16 protein-coding genes are annotated in these 18980 nt (G+C 63.1%); 10 read left to right on the top strand and 6 right to left on the bottom strand.

What is annotated here, in order from left to right; translation table 11 throughout:
- The first annotated feature begins 467 nt into the window (after positions 1 to 467).
- Positions 468 to 941, top strand: coding sequence for a carboxymuconolactone decarboxylase family protein (locus ACYVL5_RS07415; RefSeq protein ID WP_460594915.1), 474 nt, complete (start codon positions 468 to 470; stop codon positions 939 to 941).
- Between the two features lie 101 nt (positions 942 to 1042).
- Entirely contained in the window at positions 1043 to 1522 is a 480-nt protein-coding gene (locus ACYVL5_RS07410) for a YybH family protein (RefSeq protein WP_460594914.1), read from the top strand.
- A 120-nt stretch (positions 1523 to 1642) separates the two neighbouring features.
- Here the strand turns inward: ACYVL5_RS07410 and ACYVL5_RS07405 are convergent, their stop codons facing one another.
- From ACYVL5_RS07405 to ACYVL5_RS07395, 3 genes are read right to left on the bottom strand one after another with little or no spacing between them, the layout of a single operon-like run.
- Positions 1643 to 3457, bottom strand: a complete 1815-nt coding sequence (locus tag ACYVL5_RS07405; RefSeq protein WP_460594913.1) for an NAD(+) synthetase — start codon at positions 3455 to 3457, stop codon at positions 1643 to 1645.
- Between the two features lie 15 nt (positions 3458 to 3472).
- Positions 3473 to 4663 carry a nicotinate phosphoribosyltransferase gene (gene pncB, locus ACYVL5_RS07400; protein WP_460594912.1) on the bottom strand — a complete coding sequence of 397 codons (1191 nt, stop codon included), beginning with the start codon at positions 4661 to 4663 and terminating at the stop codon, positions 3473 to 3475.
- 15 nt (positions 4664 to 4678) lie between these two features.
- Complete coding sequence (locus ACYVL5_RS07395) at positions 4679 to 5299, bottom strand: nicotinamidase (protein ID WP_460594911.1); 621 nt, start codon at positions 5297 to 5299, stop codon at positions 4679 to 4681.
- 197 nt (positions 5300 to 5496) lie between these two features.
- Between ACYVL5_RS07395 and ACYVL5_RS07390 the strand changes: the two genes are divergently transcribed.
- The 7 genes from ACYVL5_RS07390 (at position 5497) to ACYVL5_RS07360 (ending at position 11512) form a co-directional block, all read left to right on the top strand.
- Positions 5497 to 6198 carry an NUDIX hydrolase gene (locus ACYVL5_RS07390; RefSeq protein ID WP_460594910.1) on the top strand — a complete coding sequence of 234 codons (702 nt, stop codon included), beginning with the start codon at positions 5497 to 5499 and terminating at the stop codon, positions 6196 to 6198.
- A gap of 17 nt (positions 6199 to 6215) precedes the next feature.
- Positions 6216 to 6347, top strand: a complete 132-nt coding sequence (locus ACYVL5_RS07385; RefSeq protein WP_460594909.1) for a hypothetical protein — start codon at positions 6216 to 6218, stop codon at positions 6345 to 6347.
- A gap of 24 nt (positions 6348 to 6371) precedes the next feature.
- Entirely contained in the window at positions 6372 to 7280 is a 909-nt protein-coding gene (locus ACYVL5_RS07380) for a hypothetical protein (protein ID WP_460594908.1), read from the top strand.
- A 93-nt stretch (positions 7281 to 7373) separates the two neighbouring features.
- On the top strand, positions 7374 to 8294 hold the full coding sequence (locus ACYVL5_RS07375) for a hypothetical protein (protein WP_460594907.1): 921 nt from the start codon (positions 7374 to 7376) through the stop codon (positions 8292 to 8294).
- Between the two features lie 11 nt (positions 8295 to 8305).
- Complete coding sequence (locus ACYVL5_RS07370; protein ID WP_460594906.1) at positions 8306 to 9553, top strand: adenylosuccinate synthetase; 1248 nt, start codon at positions 8306 to 8308, stop codon at positions 9551 to 9553.
- 78 nt (positions 9554 to 9631) lie between these two features.
- The gene (locus ACYVL5_RS07365; protein WP_460594905.1) at positions 9632 to 10732 is read left to right on the top strand and encodes a dipeptide epimerase; all 1101 of its coding nucleotides are present in this window, start codon (positions 9632 to 9634) and stop codon (positions 10730 to 10732) included.
- A 198-nt stretch (positions 10733 to 10930) separates the two neighbouring features.
- Positions 10931 to 11512: a cob(I)yrinic acid a,c-diamide adenosyltransferase gene (locus tag ACYVL5_RS07360; protein WP_460594904.1), complete on the top strand. Its 582-nt coding sequence runs from the start codon at positions 10931 to 10933 to the stop codon at positions 11510 to 11512.
- A 256-nt stretch (positions 11513 to 11768) separates the two neighbouring features.
- On the opposite strand, the gene ACYVL5_RS07355 is transcribed toward ACYVL5_RS07360, so the two are convergent.
- The 3 genes from ACYVL5_RS07355 to ACYVL5_RS07345 all read right to left on the bottom strand — a co-directional run bounded on the left by ACYVL5_RS07355 (position 11769) and on the right by ACYVL5_RS07345 (position 17414).
- Complete coding sequence (locus ACYVL5_RS07355; RefSeq protein ID WP_460594903.1) at positions 11769 to 12734, bottom strand: PleD family two-component system response regulator; 966 nt, start codon at positions 12732 to 12734, stop codon at positions 11769 to 11771.
- Positions 12721 to 16842: a PAS domain S-box protein gene (locus ACYVL5_RS07350; RefSeq protein WP_460594902.1), complete on the bottom strand. Its 4122-nt coding sequence runs from the start codon at positions 16840 to 16842 to the stop codon at positions 12721 to 12723. The genes ACYVL5_RS07355 and ACYVL5_RS07350 overlap by 14 nt, the downstream gene beginning before the upstream one ends.
- A 311-nt stretch (positions 16843 to 17153) precedes the next feature.
- On the bottom strand, positions 17154 to 17414 hold the full coding sequence (locus ACYVL5_RS07345; RefSeq protein ID WP_460594901.1) for a hypothetical protein: 261 nt from the start codon (positions 17412 to 17414) through the stop codon (positions 17154 to 17156).
- Positions 17415 to 17691: 277 nt separating this feature from the next.
- Here ACYVL5_RS07345 and ACYVL5_RS07340 point away from each other — a divergent pair, with 277 nt between their 5' ends.
- Positions 17692 to 18978, top strand: coding sequence for a 4Fe-4S dicluster domain-containing protein (locus ACYVL5_RS07340; RefSeq protein ID WP_460594900.1), 1287 nt, complete (start codon positions 17692 to 17694; stop codon positions 18976 to 18978).
- The last annotated feature ends 2 nt before the right edge of the window (positions 18979 to 18980 follow it).

The raw sequence follows: 18980 nt of genomic DNA, 5'->3' as shown, positions 1-18980 counted from the left end.
GACTGGAACTGGAAACGATTCTTCACGGCAGCCTCCTCGGATGGAATGTGCCGTGATTATATGAACCACCTACGACGTAATATGTCGCGCTTGTCTTCCAGCGGAAGATTGGCGCTAATCAGGTAATCTTATGGGCGTCCCCTTGGGTTTCTTCATGCGTTTCCTCTCCCTTTTCCCCTTAGCTCTCCCGTCATTAGAGGGAGCATCCGGAAGTAGGTTCTCAACACCTTTCCTCTCAGTATCTTTTACCCAATTGAACCTGAACACATTCTCGTAATCGCGGTGGCCCACCACAAACGGCGCCCCACATACTGGCACCTAAAGGGTGAGAGGTCGAAAATAAATCTGTCGCAGGATTTATTATGAGACAATGCCTTCAAATGCCAGTGGCAGAATTGTTACCCTATCCCAACCGCCTGGACCTCACTGGGCGGCTTTTGACCGGAAGGAGGGAAAGGAGCCATACCATGAGAATCGATGTTACCAAGATCGCGCCGGAAGCTTTGAACGCCATGCTGGGACTGGAGAAAGCGGTACACGCCAGCGGATTGGAGGAGTCTCTCCTCGACCTGATCAGGCTTCGTTCATCACAGATCAACGGATGCGCCTACTGCATCGACATGCATACCAAGGATGCTCGGGCCAGGGGTGAGTCGGAGCAGCGAATTTATGAGCTGGATGCCTGGAGAGAGACCCCCTTCTACACTGCGCGAGAGCGTGCGGCGTTGGCATGGACCGAAGCAGTAACAGTAATCACCAACGGCCACGTGCCTGACGACGTGTACGAGGAGGCACGGAAAGAATTCACCGATCGGGAACTGGCCTTTATCACCCTGGCCATCGCCGCCATCAACAGCTGGAACCGTCTGGCGATCGCCTTCCGCGCCGAGCCCGGGACCTATCAGCCCAAGCATGACCCTATCAAGGCTAATGCAGCCTGAGGGACATAGAACTATTGGCGCCGCAGGGTGAGGAGCCGACGCTGATGCCCCTCCAAACCGACGAGAGGGGCAGCCAGGTTTAAAGGACACAGGAGGAAGGTATGCAGAGGCTGGAACGGACACCGGTGACGGGGCGGGAGGATAAAGGGGGGCTCTCTCCCGAGTTGGCTGCCTTGTCCGCTTTCTACGAGGCGCTCAACGAACGCGACATGGAGAAGATGGGCCAAAACTGGCTGCAAAGCGATGAGGCGGCGATGGATAATCCGCTTGGCGGTATCAAGCGGGGATGGGAGGAGATCAAGTCGGTCTACCAGCGGCTTTTCGCCAGCCAGTCGGAGTATTGGTTCGAATTCTACGACTACACCCTGCACCTGGACGGCAACACCTTCTACGTGGTCGGCCGGGAGCGCGGGGAATTCAAGATGGCCGGCACCGTCCTCACCATGGCGATCAGGACCACCAGGATCTTCACCCTCCGCGCCGGCCGCTGGCAGCAGGTTCACCACCACGGCTCCATCGAGGACCCGGATCTGCTGGCACGCTACCAGGCGGCGGTCAGCGGCAGCGCGCCTGCCCGGTAAGGGTTCCGTAGTTCGAGTCGGTCTCCTTCAAGGAGAAGAACATCGAGCCAGGGACAGACGTTGAGTACGGGCTCTTGGGGTGATGGGCAGAGGGCTGCCCACCCTACGGTGCGCCCCTAATCAGACGGCATCGAAGCTTGCTTGAACAGATTTATCTTTCCTCGAATCCCTGTTCCCGGCGTCTTCCCTCTCCTTGCCGGGGATTTCCCTTCCGACTACCTCCTGAATGAAACGGTCGTCCACGTACCGCGCGGCGACTGGGACCTGCCAGCCCGGGCCGAAGGAGCGCCGCTGCACGCGGATGATCGGCGCCGCCCGGTTGCGCTTGAACTGCGCCCGGTCCACCAGCCGGATCGCCCTCTCCAGTGCCGCGGTCGGGGTCCCCGCCAGCTTGCCCAGACACTCCTCCCGCTCCTCGTCCTCGAGCAGGTCGTGCTCTATGAAAAGCATCAGCACCGGGTCGAGGATTTCATACGGCAGCAGGGAGTCCGAATCCCTCTGCCCTTCGGAGAGCTCAGCGGAAGGCTCCTTGGTGAAGATCTCCTCCGGGATGCTCCGTTCGGGACGCAGGCGGTTGTGGAGCCTCCCGATCTCGTAGACCTGGGTCTTGTAGATGTCGCCCAGGACGTTCAGTCCTCCGCACATGTCGCCGTACAGGGTGCAGTACCCTTCGCACACCTCGCTCTTGTTGCCGGTGGAGAGGGCGAGGACGCCGGGACGGTCGTTGGAGAAGGCCATCACCTTCCCTCCCCTGATACGCGCCTGCCGGTTCTCCCTGGTCAGGCGCTCCGGCTCCTTGCCATACACCGCGCGGTATTTCTTCAGCCACAGCTCGTACTCTTCCGTGATGGGATCGGAATAGAGCCGGATCCCGAGGTTAGCGCAAAGTGCTTCCGAATCCCGGACGCTCCCTGCCGAGGAGAAGAGTTCGTTGGGCATGGTGATGGCGAAGACGTTCTCCGGCCCCAGCGCCTCCACGGCGAGGGCCAGGGTCACCGCGCTGTCCACCCCGCCCGACGATCCCACCACGGCGCCGGTGAAGCCGCACTTCCCCACATAGTCCCTGATGCCGAGGATGCTCTGCCGGTAGATCAGCTCGATGTCGTCCATCGGCTGCGGCTCGGCCGTCAACCGGCCGGCAGCAGCCGGGGCGGAGACCGGTACGATGGCGCCCGAGTCCCCTACTTCGATGACCGCCACTGCTTCTTCGAAGGAAGGGAGGCCATAGCCGATGCCACCCGACCGGTCGGCGACGAAGCTCGCACCGTCGTACACGATGTCGTCGTAGCCGCCGACCTGGTTCACGTACACCACCGGGCAGCCGCACCTCCTGGCGACGGCGCCTATCACCTGGTGACGCTTGAGCTGTTTCCTCACGTTGCTCGGGCTCGCGTTGATGCTGACCACCAGGTCGAGCCGCTCCCGCTCCAGGTGGGAAACCGGGTCCACCTGGTAGAGCGGGTTATCGGTGGCGTTCCAGGCATCTTCGCAGATCAGGAAGCCGATGCGCTGGCCGCGGAAGGTGGCGAGCCCCGGGCGGTTGCCCGGTTCGAAGTGCCGGGGCTCGTTGAAGATGTCGTAATCGCACAAGAGGTGCTTGTGATAGCTGTAGCTCCTCACCCCGTTCTCGAGGAGGGAGAGGCTGTTGAAGAAGGGCTTTCCCGCGAAGGGGTTGCGGGAGATATGCCCTACCACCACGCCGGCGCGCATGCCGGCCGTCGCCTGCTGCAGGAGGTGGAGCTGCTCGTCCTGGGCATCGACGAATCCGGCCCTGGTGATGTAGTCGTACGGATAGTAGCCGGTCGCGGCGAGCTCGCTGAAGATGATCAGGTCCACATCGTTGCCGTGACGGTTGACCAGCTCGGCCATCTTCGCCACGTTGCCGGGGAGGTCCCCGACCAGGTAATTCAACTGCGCCATCATGATCCTGAGCATGGTATCCCTCCTTGTCTAGGCGACCGCTTCCGCTGGAATCTGGAACACCTGCATCAGGTAACGCAGGAAGTCCGGGTTGTCGCACATCCCCTTGCCGGGGGCGTCCGAGATCTTCGCCACCGGCTGATCGTTGCACTCGACCATCTTCATCACCATGTTCAGCGCCGGCCGCCCGAAGTCGTTGGTCAGGTGCGTCCCGATGCCGAAGACCGGCCGCACCGCGTAACGCACCAGGCGGTACAGGGCCAGCGCGCTGGCCAGCGTGAGGCCGTCGCTGTAGACCGCGCCCTTGGTGGCGGGATCGATGCGCAACTGCTGCAGCCTTTGAACGAGCTTCCAGGTCCACTTGACCGGCTGCCCCGAATCGTGGCGGAAACCGTCGAGGAGCTTAGCGAAGTAGAGGTCGAGGTCGCGCAGGAAGGCATCCATTCCCACCACGTCGGTCAGGGCGATGCCGAGATCCCCCCTGAATTCCTTCACCCAGGTTTCCAGGGCAGCCTTCTGGCTGTCCACCAGGCGCGGCCCCAGGGCCTGGAACGCCTGCAGGTATTCGTGCGCCATGGTGCCGATCGGGGTGAGGCCGTACTTCATGGCGAGGGCCATGTTGCTCGTGCCGGTGAAGTTCTCGGGCAGCGCCTCGGCCTGCCTCATCACCGTATACTCGTGCCATTCCCTGCTCTCGCGCCGCCGGCCACCGAAGTCGGCGTAGCGAAACCCCTCCTCGCCCGAGCCGCGCACGAAGGCGATCTTCTCCTCCAGGCGGCGCTTCGCCTCCGCGTAGTTTTCGCCGGGGTAGCTGCGCCTGGTGAAAACCTCCTGCACGATGGGGAGGACATAAAGCTCGAAGGGCATGGAGTGGACGATGGCCCCCTGCGCCTCGATTATCAGCTCGCCGTCGCGCCCCTCTATCAACACGTTCCTGCTGTCGAGGCGGAAGATGCGCAGGAAGTCGAGGTAATCCCCCGCCAGGGAAGGGATCTTGGCGAGGTACTCCAGCTCCTCGCGGGTAAAGGAGAGGGAATCGAGATGCCTCACCTGTTCGCGGATCTCATCGGCATAGCGGCCCAGATCGACCCCACGGGTGCGGCACTTGAAGCGGTAGCGGGCGTGCGCACCGGGGTAGTGGTGGAGGAAGGTCTTCTGCATGGAGAGCTTGTAGCGGTCCGTGTCCATGAGCGTCGTGATGATCGGCTTGTCCTGTTTCATGTCCCCCACCTCCTTTTACAGCGAATCGACCACTTCGATACCGGCGTCCTTCATCTCCTGTATGGCCGCGCCGACGGTATCTTCTGCGATGCCTCGGCACGCCTCCAGATTGACCACCACCTCGAAGCCCGCCCTCCGTAGCTGCAGCGCCGTGTTCTTCACGCAGTAATCGGTTGCGAGCCCCCCCACGATGACCGTCCGGATGCCGTTGAGCTTCAGGTACTCGATGACGCCGGTGCTCTGGCGGCCGGAGAGATCGTGGTAGCAGGCGCCGTACGGGTGCATGTCCGGCTCCACTCCCTTTTGCACGAAGAAGTCGTACCGTGCGGGGTGCGGCAGCCCGTCGATCAGCTCGTGCCCCTTGGTTCCTGCGACGCAGTGCATATTCCAGCGGATATCCACGTTCTCCCCGGCCACCGGAGAGAAGGCCGGTTTCCCTTCCTCCACCTTCCAGACCGCGTTGACCGGGTGGGCATCCTTCGACCCCACCCGCAGCCTGGCCAGCGAAGCCTGCCGGTTGAGGACATCGGCCAGGGTCTCGCCACCGGGAACCGGCAGCTCCTCCGGGCAAAGCGGGGTGAATCCCTTCTGCACATCCACGTCAAAGCTTGCCGTCGTCTCCCTGTCGAGTTTCATGCCCCCTCCCGGTATAAATGTCTTTGAGCCACATATAATACCGGCCAGCATCACAGTCAACATATTTTTATAATAAATATTGAGTTTAGCATCGATATCCACTCGTCATTTTTTCTCCTTGACATTATGTCACTGTGACATTATTGTTTAGGCAAAACGAAAGCTAACGTCGAGCGGACGAACCCAGCGGAGGGATCATGGAAAAACGGCACGCCATTCAAACCTCCGTCGACCCGGTGATCTTCACCGTGTTCGACGGTCAACTGCACACCCTGGTGGTGAAGCGGACCATCGAGCCGTACAAGGGATGCTGGTCCCTTCCCGGCGGGCTGGTGGATACGGAGCAGGACCTCGATCTTCATTCGGCGGCCCTGCGCAAGCTCAAGGAAAAGACCAACGTGGTCGCCCCGTACCTGGAGCAGGTGGAAACGGTGGGGAGCGCCAGCCGGGACCCGCGCGGGTGGTCGGTGACCGTGGTCTACTACGCCCTGATGCCGCGGCCGGAGATCACCCTCGCCGCCACCCATGGCGCCTCCGAGGTGCGCTGGGAGCCGGTCGCGGACGAAACCGTCGCCATCCCACTCGCCTTCGACCACGAAAAACTGGTGCGCCTTGCGCTCGAGCGCCTGCGCGCGAAGGTCGGCTACACCTCGGTGGCGGTCCATCTCCTGCCCGAGCCTTTCACCTTCCTCGACATCCAGCACATCCACGAAGTCATCCTGGGGAGGAAGGTGGAGAAGAAATCGCTGATGCGGCGCTACCTGGGATCCGGCGTCATCGAGGAGGCCCAGGGGGCGCGGAAAGAGGGGCGCATGAGGCCGGCGCAGCTCTACCGGCTAAAGGATAGGCGCACCATCCACTACTTCACGAGGACCATGGAAGGGCCGCGGGAGGAGTGACGGCAAGGGAGGGGGCCATGGAAGATCGTCTGAATAGGTTATCGGCACTGACGGCGGCACAGCTCATGGCGATCGGCAGACCGGAGAGGCTCTTCTCGCCGGACGAGGAGGCGCTGAAGCGGGAATACCGCCACCTGGCCTTCGCCTGACACCCCGACCGCAGCCGCCATCCGATGGCGCCGGAGGTGCTGCAGCACATCAATGAGCTCCACCGCGCCGCACTCGACAAGCTCGCCAGCGGCAGCTGGGAGGGGCGCGGGTCCATGATGCTCTCCTCCAGGCAGGGGGACAAGTTCCGGCTCAATTTCCTCAGGCGCCGCCCCTTCGAGCTGGGGGTGATGCTGGTCGCCGATACCATGGTGGCCTTCCTCATCGACGGCAAGCACCGGCCGTTCTTCGACAACGCGGTCCGCACCGTGACCGGCTTCCGTTATGCCTCCGAATCGATGGAGCAGGAAGTGTCGCGCTATCTTCCTACCCTGCTGAGGTCCTTCGAGACCGGTGACGGTCAGCTGGTCATGGTGCTCAAGAAGAGCCCGGACCTGCTACTTCTGGCGGACGTTTTCGAACACTACCGCGAGACGGGCCAACCGGACCAGTGGCCGCGCCATGTGGCCTGGATTCAGAGCACCCTGCATAACCTCTGCTGTTATCTCGAGTGGGCGGGGCTTACCCACAACGACATCTCGCCGCATACCTATTTCGTGTCCCCCCTCAACCACAGCGGCGCGCTGCTGGGGGGATGGTGGTACGCGGCGCGGCAAGGGGAGAAGCTCCTCGGGGTTCCGGCGCGGACCTACGCCCTCATGCCTTTGGAGGTGAAGGAAATGAAGCTCGCGGACCCGCGGGTGGACCTGGAATCGGTCCGCTGCCTCGGCCGCGAGGCGCTGGGAGACGTCTCGGGAATGAATCTGCTCCGCACCCGCCCTGTTCCGGGGCCGATGCTGGACTGGCTCCGGCACCCCACGACAGGGAGCGCGATCCGCGATTACCGGCTGTGGCGGGAGGAGGTCCTGGTGGAGAGCTTCGGCCCGCGGAGGTTCGTAGAGATGCGCCTCACCGCACGTGACCTGTATGTCTGAGTGACCATCTCTCATCGGGCGGCATAGCTTGCACGCCGGGTGGGACTGACAGAGGCGTCCGGCACGGCCGGAGCGCCGGAAAAGGAGGACACCATGGGAACGGGACGATTCACCGACGCGGATTGGGACAGGTACACCACAACGCACATCAGGGGGAGGTCAACCTCCACGGTCTTCAGCTCAAGGTCGCTTCATCCGGCTCTGAATCCGCACGGGGTCGGTATGCGGGAATCCCGCGACTCCGCCGACAACCCTAACAGCCATGCCATCATCGTCGACGTGGACGTCACCGGATCGATGGGATTCCTCGCCGACGTCATGGTCCGGCAGGGGTGCCACACGCTGGCCACCGAGATCTACGCAAGAAAGCCGGTCTCGGATCCCCATGTCATGTTCATGGCCAACGGCGACGTGGAGTGCGACCGCGCGCCGCTCCAGATCACCCAGTTCGAGGCGGACATCAGGATCGCCGAGCAGCTCCGCCAGATCTGGCTGGAAGGAGGCGGCGGGGGGAACAGCCACGAAAGCTATCTCCTCCCCTGGTACTTCGCCGCCATGCACACCTCCATCGACTGCTTCGAGAAGCGCGGCAAGAAAGGGTACCTCTTCACCGCAGGGGACGAGGAGCCGCAGATGGTGCTCAGGGCATCGGAGATCGAGCGGGTGTTCGGGACAAGGCCGCAGGCGGACCTGACTGCCGAGGCGCTATTTGCCGTCGTTTCACGCTACTACCACGTCTACCACCTGATGGTCGAGGAGGGGAGCCACTTCCGAAGCTACGGAGACCGGGTGGTAAGCAAGTGGACGAGGCTCATGGGAGAGCGCGCCATCCGCCTTTCCGATCACACCAAGATGGCTGAAGTGATCGTCTCCACCATCCAGGTCAACGAGGGGGCGGACCGGGACGACGTGGTCGCCTCCTGGAACGGCGACACCTCGGTGGCGGTCAGGGCCGCCTTGAAATCGCTCACCCGCCGCGAGGAGTTGGGCACCGGCGGTTTCGTGAGGTTCTAGAGGGTACCGGTATGAAAACGGCCAAGGTAGTGATAGGGGCGGCGCTTGGGGACGAGGGGAAGGGGCTCATTACCGACTACTTCGCGAGCGCCTACGGAAACGATACGCTGGTGGTGCGTTTCAACGGCGGAGGACAGGCGGGGCACACGGTGACCTTGCCGTCAGGAGTCCGCCACGTGTTCGGGCACATCGGCTCCGGCACCTTCGCCGGCGCCCCTACCTACCTTAGCCGGTTTTTCGTGGTCAACCCGGTGCTGTTCTTCAAGGAGCGGGATCAGCTCCAGCAGGTTCTCCCCGGCAGCCTGCCGCCGGTGTACGTCGACCGGGACGCCATGGTGACCACCCCGTTCGACATGCTCCTGAACCAGGCGGCGGAAAGCATGCGGGGCGCGGGGCGGCACGGCAGTTGCGGCGTCGGCTTTGGTGAGACGATCGAGCGATGCCTCGACCCGCGCTACCGGACCACGGTGGCCCATCTGCAAGATATCCCGAGCCTTCGCCGCAAGCTCCTGCAGATTCGCGAGGCCTACCTGCCAAGGCGCCTCGCCATGCTCGGCATTGGCGAGTTGGAGGAGCGTTTCCGCTCACTGCTGGAGAGCGACCTCCTTGTGTCCGGCTTTTTAGAGGATGCCGAGGCCTTTGCCGATCAGGTCATCGTGAGCGGAGTAGACGTGCTCAGGCAGACAAGGCAGCTGGTCTTCGAGGGGGCGCAGGGACTGCTTCTCGACGAGATGCACGAGTGGTTTCCGCACGTGACCCGTTCACGCACCGGCCTCTACAATGCATCCATCCTGGCGCGGGAGGCCCGTATAGCGACCCTCGAGGTCACCTACGTCAGCCGTGCCTACCTGACGCGTCACGGGGCGGGTCCTCTTCCGTACGAGCTTCCGGGAAAGCCGTACCCGCGCATCGAGGACCGGACCAACATACCGAACCCGCACCAGGGCACCCTGCGCTTCGCCTGGTTGAACCTCGACCTCTTGGAGCGGACCGTCGCCCACGACCTCCGGCAGGCAGAAGGGGTGGAGATCCGTCCGTCCCTGGCCCTCACCTGTCTCGATCAGATCGACGGGCGGCTTACCTATGTTCGAGGGGGGCACCTGCGGGAAGGATTGGCGGATGATGTAGTGCAGATGGCCCGTTCGGCATTGGGGTTCCCCCGCATCTACCTCAGCGCGGGCCCGACCCGTGAAACGGTCACCTCGAGGACCCAGAGAGTGAGGGGTAGCAATGGCCTGTGCGTTGGAGCATCGATCTAGCCCCATGGGTTGTGCCATTCCATCCTTGATGGGATACTGTTCCAGGAGAAATCAATGGAGATACAAAGGATGAAGAACATGACTTTTACAGTAGCCGATGCGGCTGTTTCCATTATCAAGGCACCGCTGGTCTCCCCCTTCCGTATCGCGACCGGGCAGCATGACGAGCTCGATAACGTCTTCCTGCGGGTGGTGACCAGCGACGGGGTGTGCGGTTACGGCGAGGCTGCGGTGGCCACCCACATCACGGGGGAGACGGTGCCCGCGACCGTCGCGAACCTCCGGGCGGCGGCCGGGGCTCTCAAGGGGCGGACCATCTCCTCTGTGGAAGAGACCTGCCGGGAGTTTGCTCCGGCTTTTGCAGCGAACCACGCGGGTCTTGCGGCGCTGGAAATGGCGCTGCTGGATATCGCGAGCCGCCTGCAGGGTATCCCCTTTTACCAGCTCTTTACCGGGATCACTTCCCACCAACCGGCCCTCGCCTTCGCCACCGACATCACCGTGGTCATCGGCACCCTTGAGGAAGCGCAGGCAACCGCCAGGGAATTCGCCGCCCGCGGCTTCACCGCGTTCAAGATCAAGATCGGCAAGAACGAGGAGCTAGACCTGGCCCGCATCCTGGCGGTGCGGGAGATGGCGCCGGAGAGCCGGCTGATCCTGGACGCCAACATGGGATTCGATGCCCAGCGGATGCTTGCCTTCCTGGACAGGCTCGACCGCCACGGCTGCCGGCCGGTCCTCCTCGAGCAGCCGGTCCCCAGGCACGACTGGGACGGCTTGGCAGCGATAACCCGCGCGCTGCCGGGCTCCGGCACGCTCGTCTGCGCGGACGAAAGCGTCGGCTCGCTAATCGATGCGCAGCGGGCGGTGGAGAGCAACGCGGTCAGCGCCATCAACATCAAGACCATGAAAAGCGGCTTCTTCGAGGGAGCCGAGATCGCGCGGCTGGCGAGTTCGCACGGGATACCGCTGATGCTGGGCGCCATGATGGAAAGCGCGCTCTCGATCACCGCCTCGGCCCATCTCGCGGCCGGGCTGGGGTGCGTCGATTTTGCCGACCTCGACACCACCTTTTTCATCAAGGGGGAACTGTCCCACTCGCCCTACCTGGACGGTAGCGGGAGGTTCGACCTGGCGGGGGCTGGGCCCGGCATAGGATTCGTGCCGCTCTTTCCGTAAAAGCGATAAAAACCTTTAGAACGCGGATGACGCGGATTGAGCGGATCTACGCGGATAAGGCGAAAGACTTTGTAGTAAAAATCTAAATCTTTTGCCTGGTCTGCTGTAAATCCGCGTCATCCGCGTTCCAGGGTTTTGTTTGGCCGACTTGTCCCCTTTCGACGTTGGTGGGATAATCTCCGTGAGGAGGGGTCTCTCATGAGCAAACAGGGAACTCCGCCGCTCACGATCCAGCGGCTGGAACCGAAAATTAGACGCGGCCTGACCGTGGTGATCACCGGTCACGGCAAGGGGAAGACCACCTCGGCGCTCGGCATGGCGCTACGGGCGGTCGGCCACGGTATGCGGGTCTGCATCATCCAATTCATGAAGGGGGATCTCTACGCGGGGGAATGGGACGGGGTGAAACTGCTCGGTGAGCTGGTGGAGTTGCACAAGACCGGCAAGGGATTTTGCGGCATCCTCGGCAACCCCTATCCCTGGAAGGAGCATCGGGCCAACGCCCAGGACGCGGTGGAACTGGCGAGGGAGAAGATCGCCTCGGGCGGTTTCGAGATAGTGATCCTCGACGAGATCAACAACGCCGTCAAGCTCAAGCTGGTGGACCCGCCCCAGGTGATGGAGCTTTTGGACCTCAAGCCCGCACTATTGCACCTGGTCCTGACCGGTCGCGACGCGCTCCCCGAAGTCGTCGAACGCGCCGACACGGTGAGTGAGATTGTCGAAGTCAAGCACGCCTACCGCAAGGACATCGAGCCCCAGCCGGGGATCGACTATTAACAGCAAAACCTTGATAGAACACGGATGACACGGATGACACGGATGTAACGGATAAAGGCGGATCAGGCAAAAGATTTAGAATTAACTTCAAGATCTTTTGCCTTATCCGCGCAAATCCGCCCAATCCGTGTCATCCGTGTCATCCGTGTTCCAAGGTTTTAGGTTTTCCCCTCAAGCCTTTGCCTTATCCGCGCAAATCCGCTCAATCCGCGTCATCCGCGTTCCATGGTTTTCCGCGTTTCCATTGTTTAGAGCTTTATTCCCCGAAGACGGTCACCCGGTTCCTCCCGCTCTGCTTCGACCGGTAGAGTGCTTCGTCGGCCTGGGCGACCACCTCCTCGGGGCCGACATCGGCCACCATGATCCCGCCCGCCACCCCGGCACTGACGGTCACCACCTCCCCCACCTTGCTCTCCGCGTGAGGAATGGCCCGCTTCTGCAGCTCCGCCCTCAGCCGGTCCGCGAGCTTCGCCGCCTTGGCCGGGGTCGTGTCGGGGAGCACGACGACAAACTCCTCCCCGCCGTAGCGCGCGGTGAGATCCCCCGCCCGCCGGAAGGTCTCCCTCATCAGGGCCCCCACGGTCTGCAGGCAATGGTCGCCGGCCACGTGTCCGTAGCAATCGTTGTACTGCTTGAAAAAGTCGACATCGAAAAGGACCACGGAGAGCGGCTGCCGGCTGCGCACAGCCCGCTTGATCTCGGCCGAAAGGGTCTCGTCGAAGGTGCGCCGGTTGGCGACTCCGGTCAGGCCGTCGGCGCGGGCCAACACCTCCAGCTCCCGGTTCTTCTCGGCCAGCTCCCTGCTGAGGGCGTTCAGGAGGTCCCGGCTCCTTTTGAGCTCGAGGTGATTTCTCACCCTCGCCTTCACGATCGGAACGCTGATCGGCTTGGTGATGTAGTCGATCGCGCCGCAGTCCAGCCCGCGGGTCTCGTCCTCGGCCCTCCCCATGGCGGTCACGAAGATCACCGGAATGGGTGCGGTGGCCGGATCCTTCTTCAGGATCTCGCAGACCTGGTAGCCGTCCATGTCGGGCATCATGATATCGAGCAGGATGAGGTCGGGAGCCTCCCGCTGGACGACCTTGAGGCCATCGATGCCGCTCTTGGCGAAGAAGACATCGTAGTCGTCCTGCAGGATCTTGTAGAGGATCTCGATGTTGGCCAGCGTGTCGTCCACGATGAGGACTCTCTGGCGTGTCTGTTTGGCTTCAGGCGTCTTCATCACTTCCTCGCTGGTCCGGGCCAAGCCCGAGCTGCCGCATAATGCCGGCCAAAAGCTTCTCGGCGTCTGCAAAATCGAGGGACTGCAACGAGGCATCCAGCCGTTTCCCCTCCTCGGCCGGAAGCAGCGGACGGAGATCGTCCCAGAGGGTCAGGGCCCGCAGGTTGTGCGCCTCCAGCAGCTCGGCCAACTTCCCACCCAGTGAGGCGACCCGGTCGCGGTCGGGCGGAGAGGGAGCCGCCTCGACCGCCTCCGCTTCCCATTGCGCTTCCAGGATGGCGATCGAGGCCAGCACCTCGCCAAGACTCTCCCGGAACGACGCCACGAGCTCGTCGAGGGCCGCGGGCTCCGCGGAGAGAAGGGCCGCCTCCAGCCGCGAACCGGCACCGAAAAGTTCCCCGGCCCCCAGATTCCCCCCTACCCCCTTGACGGTGTGCACCAAAAGCCGCGCCTTGGCGTATTCCTCGGCGGCCAGGACCTCGTCGAGCTCCGCCAAGGTCCCCTCGTTCTCACGCGCGAAGCTTAAGAGGAGCCGCTTGAGGAGCAGAGGGTTCTCCACCGTCTTAAGCCCCCGTTCGAAATCAAGCCCCGGCAGCCGTTCGGGGAAGATCACCTCCTCGCCCTCTTCGCCGGGTGGCGGCTCCGCCTCGGGGGAGAGCCCTTCCCCCTTCACCCAGTGCATGAGCTTGGTGAACAGGTCATCCACGTCGATCGGCTTGTTTACCTGGTCGTTCATCCCCGCCTCGAGGCAGTCGTCCCGCTCGCTCGCCAACGCGGAGGCGGTCATCGCGATGATGGGGAGCGAGGTGAGTTTCGGGTTGAGCCGTATCCGCCGGGTCGCCTCCAGCCCCCCCATCACCGGCATCTGGACGTCCATCAGGACCGCCTGGTAGAGGTGGCCATGGCTGGTGAGGCGATCCACCGCCTCCTGCCCGTTGGATACCATGTCGACCCGGGCCCCGCGGCGCACCAGGAGCTCGTGGACCAGCTGCTGGTTGAGCGAATTGTCCTCCACCAGCAGCAGACGAACGCCGGAGAGCCCCTCCTCCTTCGCGGGCACCTCGGCCACGGCCGGTTCCGGGAGGGCGAGGCTCCGCTCCCCGGTGTGGCGCTGCAGGCCGATCTCGAAACTGAAGGTGCTCCCCTTGCCCACCTCGCTCTCCACCCGGATGGAGCCTCCCATCAGCTCCACCAGGTGCTGGCTGATGGTGAGGCCGAGACCGGTCCCGCCGTACTTGCGGGTGGTGGAGGAATCCGCCTGGGAGAAGGCGTGGAAGAGGGTCGCCTGCTGCTCCGGCGTCATGCCGATCCCGGTATCGGTGACGCTGAAGCGGACCACCACGTCCCCCGCCTCTTCCGCAAGGAGCACCACTCCCACCTCGATACTCCCCTGCTCGGTGAACTTGGTGGCGTTGCTGGTCAGGTTGAGAAGGACCTGCCCCAGGCGGAGCGGGTCGCCGACCAGGATGTCGGGCACCTGCGGCGACCGGTTCACCACCAGCTTGACCGGCTTCCCTTGCAAGGTCGCGCTGGCCAGCGTGGTCAGGTCGTTGAGCACCTTGTCGAGGGAGAAGGCCACCTGCTCGAGCTCCAGTTTCCCCGCCTCGACCTTGGAGAAATCGAGGATCTCGTTGATCAGACGGAGCAGGATGTTGCTGGCGGTCTGGGCCTTTTCCAGGTAATCCTGCTGCCGGTCGTTGAGAGTGGTCTGGCGCAGCAGGTAGAGCATGCCGATCACGGCGTTCATCGGGGTGCGTATCTCGTGGCTCATGTTGGCGAGGAACGCGCTCTTGGCCCGGGTGGCGGCCTCGGCGGCGGCGGTCGCTTTACGCAGTTCCTCCTCGGCCCGCTTTCGCTCGGTGATGTCCAGGAAGGTGACCACCCCCCCCACCACCTCGCCGTCCCGGAGCTGCGGGTAGGACCAGTACTCGACGGCAAAGGGAGAACCGTCCTTGCGCCAGAAAAACTGGTCGTCGCCGTGGAGCCCCTCCCCTCCCCGTAGCACCCCGAGCAGCGGGCATTCGGTACCGGGGAAGATCGCCCCGTCCTGGTGGCTGTGGTGGATCAAGAGGTGCATGTTCTTGCCGAGCAGTTCGTCGGGGTCGTCGTAGCCGAGGATCTCCGCACAGGCCGGGTTGGCGAAGGTGCAGGCCCCCTTGAGATCGGTCCCGTAGATCGCCTCCGCGGTCGATTCCAGCAGCAGGCGGATACGCTCGTCGCTCCGCCTCAAGGCCTCCTCGGCCTGCTTGCGGAGGGTGATGTCCTCCTTGACCGCCACGAAGTGGTGGATCTCCCCGTCGCTTCCTTTGACCGGAGATATGGAGGCTGACTCCCAGTAGACCTCGCCGTTCATCCGGCGGTTCAGCAACTCGCCGCGCCACTCGCGCCCGGAAAGGATGGTATTCCAGAGGTTCTCGAAGAACTCCCTCGGGTGCAGACCGGAACGGACCAGCCGGGGGTTCTTTCCGAGGGCCTCCTCGGGGAGGTAGCCGGTGGTCACGGTGAAATGGGGATTGACGTACTCGATGATGCCGTCACGGTCGGTGATCATGACGGTCACCGGCATCTGTTCCACCGCGAGCGACAGTTTCTGCAGCGACTCCTCGGCCTCCTTGCGGTCGGTCAGGTCCTGCAGGGTCTGGATGGCGGCGATGATCCTGCCGTCGGCATCGCGGATGGGGGCCGCCTCGAAGCTGAGGAAACGGGTGCGTCCTTTGAGGTTGGGGAACCACTCTTCCGCGCAGAGCCCGTCGGGGGCGAACGGCGAACGGGCGCAAAGGGTGTAGTAGCCGGTGAGATCGGGCTCTCCCTGGTCGACCACAAAGTCGGCCAGCACCGGGCGCGGGGAGGGATAGAACCCCTTCCACTGCTGGTCGCTCGAGATTACCTCGGAGGCGTGGATTCCGGTCAACTCCTCGCAGGCGCGGTTCCAGATGATGACCCGGTGCTGCGCATCGATGACGAAGGTGGCTACCGAGGAGTTCTGCAGGAGGCTGTCGGTAAAGGCCTCGTGGGCCAGCGCGGCAGCCTTTTGCCGGTGGGTTTCCTGCACCATCCGGTTGAAGGCGAGGGCCAGGGTGCCGATCTCGTCACGGGTCTTGATGGAGATCGGCGTCGGCTCCTGGTCGGAACCGGTCATCGCCTCGACATGACGGATGAAGGTGGTAAGGGGGGAGGTGAGCCGATGCATGAAGACCCAGGTCGCCAGCACGGTGAGGGCGAGCGCGGCCACCAGTGCCGCCATCAGGTATCCCCTGGTCTTCTGGATCGGCGCATAGGCGTCCGCCTTGAGGTAGCTCGCGGAGAGGACCCAGTCGACCGACGACAGGCGCTTGTAGGAGGTGAGCACCTGGCGTCCGTCGGAATCGATCCGTTCGCCGGTCCCGTTCCTGCCCGCTATGGCGTCGTCGAAGAGCGGGTCCCGCCCCGGCGGCGATCCCTTGGAGAGGATCCGCTTGGGGTCGCGGTGGGCGATGATGGTGCGGTCCTTGTGGTAAAGCGTGAGGTAGCCATGTTTGCCGAGGGAGGCATTGCCGAGCTCGGCAAAAAAGCTCGCCTTGCTCAGGTCATGGATCCCCCCCAGCATGCCGACCGACTCGCCGCCAGGGCCGAATACCGGGGCGGTGAAGATGACGATGGGGTGCCGGGGGCGCTGGAGCGAAAGAAGCGGTACCGAGATGCACGGTTCCTCGCTCGCCATGGTCCGCTTGAAGTATTCACGGTAGGAGAGATCCTTGCCGACCATGTCGGGGTCATGGGGAAGTATCCCGAGGAGCTCACCCCTGGCGTCAAGGAGGAAGATGCCGCCGTCGAAGATGGCCAGCGCGTCGGGACGGGTGGCGAGAAAGCGGCGCGCGTCCTCCCGGCTCCGAAGGGCCTCGGCAGGAACCACTCCGGTGATGGTGGAGAGCTGCTGCTGGGCGATGGCGATCTTCCCCTCGATCTCGTTGGCCATGGCGGTGACCATGGCGAACTGCTGGGAGGAGACCGAGGCGGTGAACTGCTCCTGCAGATACCAGGAAGCGGTCAAGGTGACGCCGATCATGACCGCCGCTACCAGCAGGCAGACCATGACACTCATCTTGGTGGTGAGGCTCAACCTGGGCATATCGTGTACCTTGCCGTGGCAAACGTTCCTTCGACGGTGGACGTGGTAACTGACAGCTCTCTGCCGGGAGATCCTTCCGGCCGGTAGGCCGCGGAGCGCAACAGTCGCTGGTAACGGTATCGGCTGGATCAGACAAAACCTTTAATGATATACGACGGATCTTTTCGTTAATTTTGCCAGGCTGAGCTACGGAAGGAGGGGACGGCGGGCGGGTGAGGCGTGGGGGCGGGGCGTGAGGGGAGAGACCTTCACGGGACTAAAAAAGGCCTCCCCCGGACGGGAAGAGGCCTCGGTACTGGGGGCGAGGTGGATCAGGCGCGAAGCCCGCTGTAGGTCAGGCTGTCGCTGTGACGCTGGGTGCGGAGGCTTCTTTGGTACAGGCTCTTCATACGCCGGGCATGCATCTCTGCCTGGCTATCCCAAGGGGCATCGGCGGAATCTAAGGAAGGCTGGAGGTCAGCACCGGGCGTCGATTTTTTGACGGCGGTGTCAAAAACCGAGCCTGCGGTACTGGGGAAGATCTCGGGGAAAACCAGCGGAATTACTCTACCAAAATGAACTAACGCCGACATTGAGATCTCCTTTGACAACAGTGATACTGTCCAGTGGCACTATCTCTTTCAAGCAGTATGCCAGCGGCAACGGACGGTAACTCATTGCCTCAGTTGGATGTCGCACAGGTGGCGTCCTGGAACTGTCCGGCAGGTGAACAGATGGTGTTCAGCGCCGGCACATCAGGCAAAGAGGATTCGTACATCCTTTGACCGTTGCGCCGGTTGTGCCCTTCGAGAGAGCTGGTAATATATTTTCATGAGTCATCACACATCAAAAAGCGGATACCGCCAGCTCATGACTCGCCTGAACAGGTTCCCGCAGGGGGCACCCTCCTCGGAACTGCTGTTCAAGATATTCTCCATCCTATTCACCGAGGCCGACGCCTCGCTCCTTTCCCGGCTTCCCCTCAGGCCCTTCACGGTCACCAGGGCCGCCCGCATCTGGAATGTCGGCGAGCGGGAGGCGGAGGCCACCCTGGAAGGATTCGCCTCCCGGGCGATGTTGCTGGACGTCGAGCGGGAGGGAAAGACCCTCTACATCCTCCCCCCTCCCATGGCCGGGTTCTTTGAATTCTCCCTGATGCGCTTCCGGGCCGACATCGACCAGAAGGAACTGGCCGGGCTTTTCTTCCAGTACATCAACGTGGAGGAGGAGTTCGTACGCGACCTGTTCGCCGGCGGAGAGACCTCCATCGGGAGAGTACTGGTCAACGAGCCGGCGCTCTCTCCCGAGGAGTTCTCCCACGTGCTCGACTACGAGCGGGCGAGTGAAGTCATCCGGAGCGCGAGCGACCTCGCCGTCGGGCTCTGCTACTGCCGCCACAAGATGGCCCACCAGGGCCGCGCCTGCCAGGCTCCCCTGGACAATTGCATGACCCTCAACCTGGCCGCCGCCTCGCTGATCCGCAACGGCATCGCCAAACGCATCGACACGGCCCAGGGATTGGAACTCCTCGAGCAGGCCCGCGAGCATAACCTGATCCAGTGCGCCGACAACGTACAGCGTGGGGTCAATTTCATCTGTCACTGCTGTGGCTGCTGCTGCGAGGGGCTCCTGGCCGTCAAGAGGCTGACCCTTCCCAACTCGATGTACACCACCAATTTCATCCAGCGCACCGACCTCGCCAGGTGCACCGGCTGTGGCCAATGCGCCCGCATCTGCCCGATAGACGCCATCGCCATGGCCCCGGCGTCCCCTCCCCTTCAAGGGGAGGGACAGGGTGAGGATGGGGTTTACTCCCGTCGCCCGTCCCCGAAGCTAGCGGAAGAGTTCTGTCTCGGCTGCGGCATCTGCGTAAAGAACTGTCCCGCCGGCGCCATTTCCCTGGTGGCCAGGGAGAAGCGGGCCCTCACCCCCATCAACACGGCCCACCGCCTGGTGATGATGGCCATCGAGCGCGGAAAGCTGCAAAACCTCATCTTCGACAACCAGGCCGACTTCAGCCATCGCGCCCTCGCCGCCATCCTGGGCGCCGTCCTCCGTCTCCCCCCGGTCAAGCGAGCCCTGGCCACCCGCCAATTCAAGTCCCGCTTCCTCGAAAAGGTCATGTCCCACGTTGAGATCGACAGCTTTTCGAAGTAGCA

Source organism: Geomonas sp. Red276, from assembly GCF_054784495.1.
This window is presented reverse-complemented; position numbering and strand designations above follow the sequence as displayed.